This window comes from Bradyrhizobium sp. 187 (assembly GCF_023101005.1).
Taxonomy (GTDB): Bacteria; Pseudomonadota; Alphaproteobacteria; order Rhizobiales; family Xanthobacteraceae; genus Bradyrhizobium; species Bradyrhizobium canariense_D.
The window spans coordinates 1,373,362-1,385,646 of record NZ_CP064693.1 but is presented as its reverse complement, the minus strand read 5'-3'; the positions used below and the strand labels follow the sequence as shown (position 1 = coordinate 1,385,646).

11 protein-coding genes are annotated in these 12,285 nt (G+C 65.7%); 6 read left to right on the top strand and 5 right to left on the bottom strand.

The features are described 5' to 3' along the window. The first annotated feature begins 273 nt into the window (after positions 1–273). The gene (gene atzD, locus IVB19_RS06675; protein WP_247296127.1) at positions 274–1,386 is read left to right on the top strand and encodes a cyanuric acid amidohydrolase; all 1,113 of its coding nucleotides are present in this window, start codon (positions 274–276) and stop codon (positions 1,384–1,386) included. A 124-nt stretch (positions 1,387–1,510) separates the two neighbouring features. Then, positions 1,511–2,980 (top strand): amidase, encoded by a 1,470-nt coding sequence (locus tag IVB19_RS06670; protein WP_247296130.1) that lies wholly within the window; start codon positions 1,511–1,513, stop codon positions 2,978–2,980. Between the two features lie 38 nt (positions 2,981–3,018). Here IVB19_RS06670 and IVB19_RS06665 read toward each other — a convergent pair whose 3' ends face one another. Beyond that, a complete protein-coding gene (locus IVB19_RS06665) occupies positions 3,019–3,339 on the bottom strand; it encodes a hypothetical protein (protein WP_204512303.1) in 321 nt (106 codons plus the stop codon). 148 nt (positions 3,340–3,487) lie between these two features. Here IVB19_RS06665 and IVB19_RS06660 point away from each other — a divergent pair, with 148 nt between their 5' ends. After that, a complete protein-coding gene (locus IVB19_RS06660; RefSeq protein WP_204512304.1) occupies positions 3,488–4,396 on the top strand; it encodes a PaaI family thioesterase in 909 nt (302 codons plus the stop codon). A gap of 69 nt (positions 4,397–4,465) precedes the next feature. Continuing rightward, on the top strand, positions 4,466–4,831 hold the full coding sequence (locus IVB19_RS06655; RefSeq protein WP_166517536.1) for a hypothetical protein: 366 nt from the start codon (positions 4,466–4,468) through the stop codon (positions 4,829–4,831). On the opposite strand, the gene poxB is transcribed toward IVB19_RS06655, so the two are convergent. The 3 genes from poxB to IVB19_RS06640 all read right to left on the bottom strand — a co-directional run bounded on the left by poxB (position 4,828) and on the right by IVB19_RS06640 (position 8,205). Further along, positions 4,828–6,564, bottom strand: a complete 1,737-nt coding sequence (gene poxB, locus IVB19_RS06650; RefSeq protein ID WP_204512305.1) for a ubiquinone-dependent pyruvate dehydrogenase — start codon at positions 6,562–6,564, stop codon at positions 4,828–4,830. The two genes, IVB19_RS06655 and poxB, sit on opposite strands and share 4 nt — an antisense overlap. An 80-nt stretch (positions 6,565–6,644) precedes the next feature. Beyond that, positions 6,645–7,277, bottom strand: coding sequence for a 2-dehydro-3-deoxy-6-phosphogalactonate aldolase (locus tag IVB19_RS06645; protein WP_204512306.1), 633 nt, complete (start codon positions 7,275–7,277; stop codon positions 6,645–6,647). A 13-nt stretch (positions 7,278–7,290) separates the two neighbouring features. Next, on the bottom strand, positions 7,291–8,205 hold the full coding sequence (locus IVB19_RS06640) for a 2-dehydro-3-deoxygalactonokinase (RefSeq protein WP_018453643.1): 915 nt from the start codon (positions 8,203–8,205) through the stop codon (positions 7,291–7,293). 239 nt (positions 8,206–8,444) lie between these two features. On the opposite strand from IVB19_RS06640, the gene IVB19_RS06635 reads away from it, so the two are divergent. Both IVB19_RS06635 and IVB19_RS06630 read left to right on the top strand, forming a co-directional pair. Further along, the gene (locus tag IVB19_RS06635) at positions 8,445–9,542 is read left to right on the top strand and encodes an LLM class flavin-dependent oxidoreductase (protein ID WP_018453642.1); all 1,098 of its coding nucleotides are present in this window, start codon (positions 8,445–8,447) and stop codon (positions 9,540–9,542) included. A 57-nt stretch (positions 9,543–9,599) separates the two neighbouring features. Next, the gene (locus IVB19_RS06630; protein WP_204512308.1) at positions 9,600–10,169 is read left to right on the top strand and encodes a flavin reductase family protein; all 570 of its coding nucleotides are present in this window, start codon (positions 9,600–9,602) and stop codon (positions 10,167–10,169) included. Positions 10,170–10,359: 190 nt separating this feature from the next. Here the strand turns inward: IVB19_RS06630 and IVB19_RS06625 are convergent, their stop codons facing one another. After that, entirely contained in the window at positions 10,360–12,237 is a 1,878-nt protein-coding gene (locus IVB19_RS06625; RefSeq protein ID WP_247296133.1) for a sigma-54-dependent Fis family transcriptional regulator, read from the bottom strand. Positions 12,238–12,285: the final 48 nt, after the last annotated feature.

Genomic DNA, 12,285 nt, shown 5'->3' with positions numbered 1-12,285 from the left:
CATCGCGGAGGCGAACCACCGGCTGCGGGACGCCGCTTATGGACCAATCGGGGTTGATTCATCAAGGTGCGGCGGACGACCGTCGACAAGGGATTTTTTGTCGAAGCGATGCGATCTCGCCACAATCGTGGGTGCTACGCAGACGGCGCACGTCCTGCTGTCGTCCTGGCTTTCGCCAGGACGACGACGGGGATTGCCTCGACACCTTGACAGGCGCCCCGGTTCAGCGGCTGTTTTGTCTGCCGGACTCCTGAACTTCATGTGAGGATTATAATGCGGACGACATCGGTCGGCGTCTTCAAGGTCGCCACCAGAGGCCCCGGCGACGTCTCCGGATTGATGAGCATGATCGGCTCCGGCGCGATCGATCCGGCATCCATCCTGGCGATCCTCGGCAAGACCGAAGGCAACGGCGGCGTCAACGACTTTACCCGGGAATATGCCGTTGCCGCGCTGTGCACGGCGCTGGCGCCGCAGCTCGGGCTGTCGCCGCAGGAGGTCGAGCAACGCATCGCCTTCGTGATGTCGGGCGGCACCGAGGGCGTGCTCAGCCCGCACATCACGGTGTTCACGCGCCAGGACATTCTACAGCGCCCGGCAGGCCTCTCCGGCAAGCGCCTGAGCATCGGCATGGCGCACACGCGGGATTTTCTCCCTGAAGAGCTCGGCCGCTCCGCTCAGATCACGGAGACAGCCAAGGCCGTGAAGGCCGCGATGGCGGATGCCGGGATCGCCGATCCCGCCGACGTCCATTTCGTGCAGATCAAATGCCCGCTGCTCACCAGCGAGCGCGTCGAAGCGGCGAATGCGCGCGGTCACAAGACAGCGACGACCAGCGCCTACAGTTCGATGGCCTATTCGCGCGGCGCTTCCGCACTCGGCGTTGCGGTCGCGCTCGGCGAGATCGCAACCGGCGTTCGTGATGAGGACGTGCTGCGACGCTACGATCTGTTCTCGAACGTCGCCTCGACCTCGTCCGGGATCGAGCTCATGCATAACGTCGTCATCGTGCTCGGCAATTCGATGTCCTCGACGAGCGAATTCGAGATCGGGCATGCCGTGATGAGCGATGCGATCGACACCGCGGCGGTGCTTGCGGCGTTGGAGAGCGTTGGGCTCCGTGCCGGGCAACAGACGACGACCGGCAGCAAGCTTGTCAACATCTTCGCTAAGGCCGAGGCCTCCCCTGATGGCTGCGTGCGCGGCTTCCGCCACACCATGCTCGAAGATACCGATATCAGCTCGACACGCCACGCCCGGGCTGCCGTTGGCGGGTTGATTGCCGGCCTCGCCGGCACTGGTGCGGTCTACGTCTCCGGCGGCGCCGAGCATCAGGGCCCAGCCGGCGGCGGCCCGGTCGCGGTGATCGCAAAGTTCTCCAATTGATGCGCGCGCATGCAATTCGGGATTACCTCTCCATCCGGCGCAACCCTGCCCTTCGCGCCGCTCAGTTGATTAAAGTGTTCCTGTGCGAAACTAAGGTGGCGCCGCACGAAGAGGTTTGGATCGCATGACTTTCCCGATGAGCTGGAACGAATGGGCGCAGCACGATGGCGTGGGGCTGGCCGCGCGCGTCCGCAAGGGCGAGCTCACGGCAAAGGAGTTGGCGCGCCAGGCCGCCGCGGGCGTCGCCAAGGTCAATCCGGCACTGTCGGGCGTGGTCGAGCTGTTCGATGACGTGATCGCCGATCCGGCCAAGGACGGCGCCAATCTCGCCGGCCCGTTCGCAGGCCTGCCCTTCCTGATGAAGGACCTCGGCCCGACCATGAAGGGGCGGCTCCAGGAGATGGGCTCGCTGTTAATGCGCGGCAATCGCGCCAGCGCCGACACGTTCCTGACCGGCAAATTCCGCCAGGCCGGACTGAACCTGATCGGACGCACCACGACACCGGAGTTCGGCGTCTGCAGCTCGGCCGACAATCCGGCCGTCTATGTCACGCGCAATCCCTGGGACACCGACTACACCACCTGCGGCTCGTCGGCCGGGAGCGCCGCAATGGTCGCGGCCGGCGTGGTGCCGATCGCACACGCGACTGACGGCGGCGGCTCGATCCGCATTCCCGCCGGCGTCAACGGCAATATCGGCTTGAAAGTCTCGCGCGGCGTGTTCTCGCTCGCACCGCACATGTCCGATCTCACCGGCCTCGTCTCGATCCAGGGCTGCCAGTCGCGCTCGGTGCGCGACACCGCCGCCTTCGTCGACCATGCAAGGGGAGCGGCGCCCGGCGAATTCATGCCGTTCTGGACCACGGCGCAGCCTTATTCCGAGATGATCAAGCGCGACCCGTCAAAGCTTCGTATCGCGCTGTCGCACAGCTGGGGCGACTACACCGCGACGCCCGAGATCGCGGCCGAGCTGGCGAAGGCCGGCCGCTTCCTCGAAGGCCTCGGCCATCACGTCGACTACGCCCTGCCCGAACTCGAGTTCCGCGCCGCGTTCGAGGCGCAGACCACCTGCTACATCTCGAATTTTGCCGTGGTGATCTCCAACATGCTCGCCGCGCGCGGACTGGAACGGCCGCCGGAAGATCTCATCGAACCCATGAATATCCGGATCTGGGAAGCCGGCCGGCATACGAGCTTCGCCGAGCGGGCGAAGATGCAAGGCGTGTTCAACACGACCTCGCGCGCCTTCGGCGCCTTCTTCGAGCAGTGGGACGTGATCTTGACCCCGATCACGGCGCTGCCGACGCCGAAGGTCGGCACCCGGGAATATCTCACCATCTCCGACAACCCCGACGTGCTCGACTGGTTCGGCAATCTTTGGCGCTTCTTCGCCTTCACGCCGCTCGCCAATCTCTGCGGCATGCCGGCGATCTCGATGCCGATGGCCACGCAGGACCACGGCCTGCCGCTGGGCATCCAGGCGATTGCGAAGCAGGCCAATGACGGCCTCCTGCTGCAACTCGCCGCCCAGATCGAGCGCGCGCTCGACGGCAAGTGGAACGACGGCAGGAAGCCGAAGGTGCATGTGAGCTGAGCGAGTTGATCGCATTAACTTGCGATCCGCGAACGGCCTCAGTTCTTCACCGAGGGAATTTCCTCCGGCCGGGGCTGCTGCTGGCCCTGCTGGTACATTGCCAGCGCCTTTTCGAGCGCTTCGCGCAGAGCCAGCGCCGCGGCCACGCTGCAACGCAGATGCGCGGTCTGGACCACATCAACCCTGACGGCGGCGCCGACCGGCATCAGAAGGTTCGCCGCAAGCTCGATTTGAATCGCGCCGTTGTGGTGGCCGAAGCAGGATGCACCGTCGAAATAGATGATCGGCGCCCGCTCCGAGCTCGATGTCGAAATGATGACGGGCCCCTGGCTGGTGACGGGCGTTTCGGGATCGGCCATGGGCACTCCTTACGGCTGGTCGAACGAACGAGGCGCCCACCATCGTTGCTTCGGCCCGCCCTGTCGAGGCCAAACCGCCCCCGGCACCCACCGTGGGACGCGCATTCGGGGTTTTGCGCCGCGCCCGCCACTGGTCTAGAACGTCCTCATGTCCAGCTCACCGACCACACTTTCGTTCGAGGACCTCGCCGAGGCGATCAAGGGTCGCCGCTCCGATTACGGCCAGATCAGCGGGCTCCAGCTCGACCGCTTCGCACCGCGCGAAGCCTGGTCCAGCCTGCCCTACCGGCCGGTCTTTGTCGGTGACACCGAGACCGGCGTCCTGCATGGCGGGGTCGTCACCGCGATGCTGGACGAGAGTTGCGGCATGGCGGTGCAACTCGCGCTGGACGGCACAAGCGCGATCGCGACGCTCGATCTGCGCATCGACTATCAGAAGCCGGCAACGCCGGGCCTCGACATCAAGGCGCATTCGGTCTGCTACCGCACCACGCGTTCGATTGCCTTCGTGCGCTCCACCGCCTATCAGGAGTCCGAGGACGATCCGGTCGCGACCGCGACCGCCTGTTTCATGATCGGCGCCAACCGCACCAACATGCTCGCGGATCGCAGGATGGATTCGCCCGGCATCCCGAGGCTGGAGGCGCCGGACGATCCGGAAGGCCCGTTCGCCAACAGCCCGTTCGCACGCTGCCTCGGCATTCGCGTCAACGACGACGGCACACTGACGATGCCGTTCTCGCCAAAGATCATCGGCAATCCGATTCTGCCTGCGATCCATGGCGGCATGACCGGCGCCTTCCTCGAAACCACCGCGATCTTCGGAGTGGCCCGTGAACTCGGCGCCACCGCACTGCCCAAGCCGATCGGACTGACCGTCAACTATCTGCGCTCCGGCCGCGCGCTCGACACGTTCGCCAACGTCTCGATCGTGAAACAGGGCCGGCGCATCGTCGCCTTCGAGGCACGGGCCTGGCAGGACGATGCGAACAAGCCGATCGCCACAGCCTTCGGCCATTTCATGCTGCGGCCGACGCCCGGAAACGACGAGGAATAGGCGCATTTTCCCTTGACGGCCAAGGTCTGGGCCACAACGATAGCGCGTCCCCTCACGAGAGGTATTGGCTTGCGGCATCCGCTCGACATCATCGCCATGTTCGCCGCGCTCTGGCTGCTGGCAGCGATGGTGCTCGACGCGCTGACGCCGAAGGAGCTGACGACGGTGATGATCGGCATCGCCATCGGACCCGCCGTCGTCATCACCGCCGTGTTCTACTATCTGCGCTGCCCGCGCACCGATTTCGCGGTGATGTTCGCCGCGCTTTGGCTGATCTCCGACATCGGCATCGCGTTCATCTCGCCAACGCAGCTGCCCCACTTTCTGATCGCGCTCGGCTTCGTGCCGGCGCTGCTGATCGGGATCGTGCTGCACTGGCAACGCTTCCAGCGCCGCCATGAGCGGCTGCCCGTGCCATCGGTCAAGCGCGGCTAGCGCGGCAGCAAATTGGTCTTGGCGAGATCGACGACCTCGTCGCCGCGGCCGTTCATCACGGCGCGCAAGACCCAGAGGCTGAAGCCCTTGATCTGTTCGGGCGTGATGGTCGGCGGCATCGACAGCTCCTGCTTGGCGGTGACCACATCGAGCAGCGCCGGTCCGTGGTGGGCCAGCATCTCCTTCATCGCACCTGGAAGCTCGCCGGGATCCTCGACCCGCCTTGCGAAGATACCCATCGCGCGCGCCATCGCCGCGAAGTCCGGATTCTCCAGATCGACATTGGTGTCGACGAAACCGGCCGCCTTCATCTCCAGTGCGACGAAGCCGAGCACGCCGTTGTTGAAGATGACCACCTTCACCGGCAGCTTCATCTGCGTCAGCGTGATCAGATCGCCCATCAGCATGGTGAAGCCCCCGTCGCCGGAGAGCGAGATCACCTGCCGGCCGGGCTGCGCGGCCTGCGCGCCGATCGCCTGCGGCATGGCGTTGGCCATCGAGCCGTGCACGAACGAGCCGATCAGCCGGCGGCGTCCGTTCATCTCGAGATAGCGCGCGGCCCACACCGTCGGCGTGCCGACATCGGCGGTGAACACCGCATCATCGCTCGCATGGTCGCTGATGACCTTTGCCAGGTATTGCGGATGGATTGGTTTGCTGCCCGGCGTGCCCTTGGCGAGCGAGTCGAGGCCTTCGCGCGCCTTCTTGTAATGCGCGATCGCATCGTCGAGGTGCTTGCGCTGCGTCTTGGATTTCAGAAGCGGCAGCAGCGCCTCGAGGGTGAGCTTGACGTCGCCGACCAGGCCGAGGTCGATCTTGCAGCGGCGCCCGAGATTTTCCGGACGGATGTCGATCTGCGCGATCTTGGCATCGGTCGGGAAGAACTGCTTGTAGGGAAAATCGGTCCCGAGCATCACCAGCGCGTCGCAGGCGTGCATGGCGGCATAGCCGGAGGAGAAGCCGATGAAGCCGGTCATGCCGACATCGTAGGGATTGTCGTATTCGACATGCTCCTTTCCGCCCAGCGCATGCACGATCGGGCTCTTCAAGGCTTCCGCAAGCTGCATCAGCGGCGCATGCGCGCCGGCGCAGCCGCGACCGCAGAACAGGGTGATGCGTTCGGCGCCGTTCAGGAGATCCGCAAGCGCCTTCAACTCATCCGCCTGCGGCACAACCTTCGGCGCCGACAGCGCAAGGCCACGCGCCGTCGACAGCGCGCGCTTGGGTGGGCTGCGGAAGGCGACGTCGCCCGGCATGGCGACAACGGCGACGCCGCGCATGCCGACCGCCGCGCGGATCGCGTTTTCCAGCACGTAGGGAAGCTGACTCGGATCGGAGACCAGCTCGCAATAATGGCTGCACTCGCGGAACAGGTTTTGCGGATGCGTCTCCTGGAAATAGCCGCTGCCGATCTCGGCGGTCGGAATTTGCGCGGCGATCGCCAGCACGGGAACGCGGCTGCGATGGGCGTCGAACAGGCCGTTGATCAGATGCAGATTGCCGGGACCACACGAGCCCGCGCACACCGCAAGGCTGCCCGTCATTTCCGCTTCCCCGGCGGCGGCGAAGGCCGCGACCTCCTCGTGCCGGACATGGATCCATTCGATCGTGCCGCGCCGCCGCAGCGCTTCGGTCAGCGCATTCAGACTGTCGCCGACGATGCCGTAGATGCGCTTGACGCCAGCCTGTTCGAGCGTTGCCACGAACAGATCGGCTACATTGTTGATCGCCATGTCGGTCTCCTGATCTCGCTGGTGCAGCAAGATAGGATAACGTGCGACCGTGACGACATCACGGCTTGTTTATTGCCGCTTCAGTCTTTCGCAATCGCCCGATCGTAGGCCGCGATCGTCAATTTTGCGCGAGCGGCAACGTCCGTTACCGTCATGCCGGGCTTGTAGAGGTTGGAGCCCAGCCCGAACGCCGTCACGCCACCCTCGATGTACTCCGCGAAATTCTGGTCGGAGACGCCGCCGACGGCGGCGATCATCACGCCGGCCGGCAGCACGGCGCGGATCGCGGCGATGCCGGACGCGCCGAGCACGCTTGCCGGAAAGAACTTCAGGCCAGAGGCGCCGGAGCGCGCGGCCAGCAGCGCCTCGGTCGGCGAAAACACGCCCGGCAACGTGACCATGGCGTATTGGTGCGCACGCGTGAGCACCTGCGTATCGACATTCGGCGAGACCATCAGCTTGCCGCCGACATCGTTGAGCCGATCGACATCCGCTGTGGTCAGCACCGTGCCGGCGCCGATCAGCACGCCGGCCGGCGCGAGCTTGACGGCGGTGGCGATGGAGCGGAACGGATCGGGCGAGTTTAGCGGGATCTCGATCGCGGTCATGCCGGCCTCGATCAGCACGCCGACGATGGCCTGCGTTTCCTCTGGCTTCACGCCGCGCAGGATCGCAAGCAGTGGCCGCTTCATCGCCGGAAAGGGAACGCTCATTTCAACAGTCCTCTCATTTCGTCCAGATCGCGGCAGCCGCCATCGACAGACCGCGGCGGACCGCTTCATCGGCATCGACGGGGTTCACGGTGACCGACAACGCATCGAAAGCCAACGTGTACAGCATCGCGAGCCGCCCCGAGGCAATCAACGTAATGCCTGCTTTCGGCACGGCGCCGGAGAGCCCGGCGGCCAGCTCGATGCCGATCAAAGTGCCCGACAGCGTTTCGCGCGCCGCGGCCGGTGTGCTCCCGAACAGAAGCTGACGCGAGCGCGCGCCGAACAGAAAATTGGCCGCGAACGACGGCGCCTCATACGCAGCTCTCACCGCCGCCTTGAAGCTCGCGACGTCCTCGGCGTCTTCGGCGCCTGCGACCGCAAGCGACAAGATCGTCTCGCGCGACACAACGCTGAAGAGCTCGCCGGTCATGAAGGTGGAGAAATGCGCGATCGTATCGTCCTTCAGGCGTACCCATTTCGAATGCGTGCCGGGCATGCAGACCAGCGCCTCACCTGCGGCATCGAGACCAAGCGCGCCGAGCAGCTGTGTCTCCTCGCCGCGCATCACGTCCGGCGCTCTTGTATCGCGCTGCGCGATACCCGGCAGGATGCGGATATCGCGTGCTTCGCCCGGCACGTGCGCGGCCTGCTCCAGGACGGCCGCGAGCGGCGCGGGTGTATCGACATATCCGGCTTCGACCCAGCCCGTCTTGGCGCCGGCCATGCCGCAGACCAGAACCGGCAGATGAGCTGGTGCTTCGACGGCGGCAAGATGGGATTGCAGCACGGCCGCGAAGCCGGTCTTTGCCGCCGCCAGCATGCCCTCGCCGCTGCGGCGTTCGGCCAGCACTACGCCGGTACGATCGATCAACCAGAGCCGGAAGCTGCTGGTGCCCCAGTCCACCGCGACGTAAGCGGGTTCGGTCATCTCGGTTCTCGTCCTCGTCTCACCGGCAAGACGCCGTCTCGCGACAATGAGACGACGGCCCGCAAATTCGCCACGGGATATCGGCTATTGCCGCCGCAAACCAGCGTTTTCTCGCGGGACTGAGCCGCTGTAGCGCTGGCACACCGCTTGCGGAGCGGTGGCACACCGCTTGCTCAAGCAACCCTGCTCACGTCCGTGAACCGCGCAATAAGACGCGTCAACATCAGATGAGGAAACCCATGGAGATCGGCTATTTCACGATGCCTTCGCACCCGCCGGAGTGCGGCCTGAAGGAAGGGAACGACTGGGACCTGCAGGTCATGCGCTGGCTCGACGAGCTCGGCTATCAGGAGGCCTGGGTCGGCGAGCACCATACCGCGCCCTGGGAACCCAATCCCACGCCCGATCTGCTGATCGCGCAGGCGCTGATGCAGACCAAGAATATCCGTATCGGGCCGGGCGGCTTCCTGCTGCCCTATCACCACCCGGCCGAGCTCGCCAACCGCGTCGCCATGCTCGATCACCTCTCGGGAGGTCGGCTCAATTTCGGCGTCGCGGCGAGCGGCCTGCCGAGCGACTGGGCCATGTTCAATGTCGACGGCATGAGCGGACAGAACCGCGACATGACGCGCGAGGCGCTGGAGATCATTCTGAAGATGTGGAGCGATCCCGCGCCCTGGACCTACAAGGGCAAATTCTGGACGGTGACCAAGCCGGACACGATGTTCGACTTCTTGAAACCCCACATCAAGCCGTTGCAGACGCCGCACCCGCCGATCGGCGTCGCTGGGCTCTCGAAGAACTCGGACACGCTGAAGCTCGCCGGCGAGCGCGGCTTCATTCCAATGAGCCTCAACCTGAACCCGGCCTATGTCGGCAGTCATTGGGATTCGGTTGTAGCCGGTGCCGCCAAGACCGGGCGCAAGCCGGACCGGGCCGATTGGCGGCTGGTGCGCGAGGTGTTCGTCGCCGATACCGACGAGGAAGCGTGGCGGCTCTCGACCGGCGACATGATGGGCCGGATGATGGGCGAGTACTTCCTGCCGCTGCTCGGCCATTTCGGCTTCAAGGACTATCTGAAGCACGCGCCCGACGTGCCCGATAGCGACGTCACCGTCGAATATTGCGCCAAGCGGAACTGGATCGTCGGCTCGCCAGCGACCGTCGCCGAGAAAATCGAGAAGATCTACGAGGAGGTCGGCGGCTTCGGCGTGCTGCTGGTGTTCGGCTTCGACTACAAGCACAAGGCTGAAGCCTGGCATCACTCGCTGTCGCTGCTGAAGAACGAGGTGATGCCGCGCCTGAAGCATCTCGGCTCCGCGAAGAAGGCGGCTTGACCCGACGCGGGTGCGGCGCGATCGTGCCGCACCCACATCCATTTCGGAGATTTCCGCGTGACGGTGGACGCCAGTGCTTTCGACGCTAAGAATTTCAAGCAGGCGATGCGCCAGTGCGCCGGCGCGGTCGCGCTGGTGACGGTCGGCGCCGAGCACGGCAAGCGCACGGGGCTGACGGTGACCTCGGCCTGCTCACTGTCGGACTCGCCACCATCCCTGATCGTGTGCGTCAACCGCAACGCCAGTGCGCACGCGCGCATCCGCGAGGAAGGCGCGTTCGCGATCAACTTCCTGCACGAGGACCACGCCCTCCTGGCGCTTACCTTCAGTGGCCAGAAGGGCGTCAATGGCGACGACCGTTTTGCGTTCGGGGAGTGGACGCGTGGGGTGACCGGCGCGCCGGTGCTGAGCGATGCGGTCGCCGCATTCGACTGCGTGCTGGCGCAGGAATTCGAGACCAAGACGCATTCGATCTTCGTCGGCGAGGTGCGCGGCGCATCGCATTCCGACGGGGCGGCGCCGCTCGTGTATCTGCGCAGCAGCTTCCACGCCCCGCGCGAAATCCGCGGCACCGTGACAGTCGGCGACCTCGACTCGCGACATCTGAGCTGGAGCGATTTTTCGTAGAGAGCGGCGGCAGGCTCGCTGCCGCTCCCGTCTCCCCTTGCGGGAGAAGGTGGCGCGAAGCCCCGGATGAGGGGTATCTCTCCGCGGACTCAGAAGCAAGAGAGTCAAGTGCGGAGAGATACCCCTCGCCCGTCTCGCCGCGTTCGCGGCGAGCCGCCCTCTCCCGCAAGGGGAGAGGGAAGAAAGATCGCTACTGCGTCGTCTCGATCTTCAACTGCTTGATCTTGCGATACAGCGTGGCGCGGCTCAGCTTCAGCGCGCGCGCTGTTTCCGTCACGCGGCCGCCGTGTTTGCGCAAGGCTTCGACGATCGCCGCGCGCTCCGCCGCTGCGAGATCCGGCTCCGCCCTTCCACCAAACGGCGGCAGATCGAGGTCGGCATCGGTGATGACGTCGTCCTCCGCCGTGCAGCCGGCGAGCCGCAGCACATGCCGAAGCTGGCGCATGTTGCCGGGATAGGGATAGGCCGCGAGCCGCGCCCAGGCCTCGTCCGAGAGCGAGCAATTCGGCGCCTCCTCGTGAGCGATCTGGCGGATGACGTCGTCGCGGTCGGCGCGCTCGCGCAAGGCCGGCAGCCGCACCTCCATGCCGCGCAGACGGAAATATAGGTCGGTGCGGAAGGCGCCCTCCTCGGCCATGCGGCCGAGATCGCGATGGGTGGCGCTGATCAGGCGAATGTCGACCGGCACGGGCTTCAGCGCGCCGAGCGGCCAGACTTCGCGGTTCTCCAGCACCCGTAGCAGCCGCGTCTGCAGCGCGATCGGCATGTCGCCGATCTCGTCGAGGAACAGCGTGCCGCCGTCTGCCTGCACGATCAGGCCCTTCGAGCCGTCGCGGCGTGCGCCGGTGAAGGCGCCGGCCTCGTAGCCGAACAGCTCGGCATCGATCAGGCTTTCCGGCATCGCCGCGCAGTTCAGCGCGACATAGTTGTGGCGCGCGCGATTGCCGGCTGCGTGAATGGCACGGGCGAACACATCCTTGCCGACGCCGGTCTCGCCATGCAGCAGCACCGGCAGATTGCGATCGCCGATGCTTCTAAGTCGCTTCACGCTCCTGATCAGGCTGGGATCGCGTCCGGCGAGCCGCTGCAGCGCATCGAAGCGATCGACCGGTGCATCGCGGCGCGGCGCGAGCGGACGGGTCGAGGCCCTCGCCCGCAGCGGCGGCGCGACATGGCCGTGCCCTAGTGAACTGCCATCGGCCCGGCGCAGTTCGACGAGATCGTCTGCGTCGCGCGCGGCGGGATGGTCGAATTTGACATAGCGCGACAGATCGATGCCGGCTGCGATCAAGCCGTCGGTGAGACCCAGCAGTGCGCGCGCCGAACGGCAGGCGCCGACGATGCGGCGATCGTCGTCATAGGCGAGCAGGCCGCCGCCGCCGTCGCCCGGCACGGTCGCGATCCAGGCGTTGCGGAAATGACTGCGGAAGATCGCGCCCTCCATGCGCCGCGTTGCCTCCATCGTCACCGCGAGCGCAAGCTGATGCGCGGTGCGTTCGAGGTCCTCGCGGCAGGAGGTGATGTTCACGGCGCCTGCGAGCCGTCCCGCCTGGTCAAACAGCGGCGTCACGGCGCAGGAAAACATGTGCCACTGCGCGCGAAAATGCTCGTCGCGATGCACCAGGATCGGCTTCTGCTCGGCGAGCGCGGTGCCGAGCCCATTGGTGCCTTCGGAGGCCTCGGAAAAATTCGAGCCTGTGTAGATCTTCCAGTCCATGAATAGTCGTGCGTCGGCCTCGCCGGGCAGGCGGCTGAACAGCATGGTTGCGTTCACGTCTGCCAGGTTGACGCAATAACCGGCACCGCGCAGTACCCGGGCGAGGTCGTCGAGCTCCGGTGTTGCAAGCCGGATCGTCTCCTCCATGGGTTCGGCGACGTGACGGATCTCGGCTTCGGTGAGCGTCTGCGGCGGCCCCTGACGGCCGGGATCGAGCTTGTGGCTGACCAGGCAGCGCCGCCAGGAATTGGCAATGCGCGAAGAGGCATCGACGTCGGCCAAGCGGTCTATAACCTGATTGGCGACGGACAAGACACGGGCGACATGGTTCGAGGCCGAAAGGCTGGCCATCGCGGACGTCTCCACCCTGCATTATTGTGCAAAGTCTGGCACCGCAGG

Coding starts and splice junctions, on each gene's coding strand:
- IVB19_RS06665 (WP_204512303.1), bottom strand. CDS start 3,339: ATGGCCGATCCCGAAACGCCCGTCACCAGCCAGGGGCCCGTCATCATT.
- IVB19_RS06625 (WP_247296133.1), bottom strand. CDS start 12,237: ATGGCCAGCCTTTCGGCCTCGAACCATGTCGCCCGTGTCTTGTCCGTC.
- atzD (WP_247296127.1), top strand. CDS start 274: ATGCGGACGACATCGGTCGGCGTCTTCAAGGTCGCCACCAGAGGCCCC.
- IVB19_RS06670 (WP_247296130.1), top strand. CDS start 1,511: ATGACTTTCCCGATGAGCTGGAACGAATGGGCGCAGCACGATGGCGTG.
- IVB19_RS06660 (WP_204512304.1), top strand. CDS start 3,488: ATGTCCAGCTCACCGACCACACTTTCGTTCGAGGACCTCGCCGAGGCG.
- IVB19_RS06635 (WP_018453642.1), top strand. CDS start 8,445: ATGGAGATCGGCTATTTCACGATGCCTTCGCACCCGCCGGAGTGCGGC.
- IVB19_RS06645 (WP_204512306.1), bottom strand. CDS start 7,277: ATGAGCGTTCCCTTTCCGGCGATGAAGCGGCCACTGCTTGCGATCCTG.
- poxB (WP_204512305.1), bottom strand. CDS start 6,564: ATGGCGATCAACAATGTAGCCGATCTGTTCGTGGCAACGCTCGAACAG.
- IVB19_RS06640 (WP_018453643.1), bottom strand. CDS start 8,205: ATGACCGAACCCGCTTACGTCGCGGTGGACTGGGGCACCAGCAGCTTC.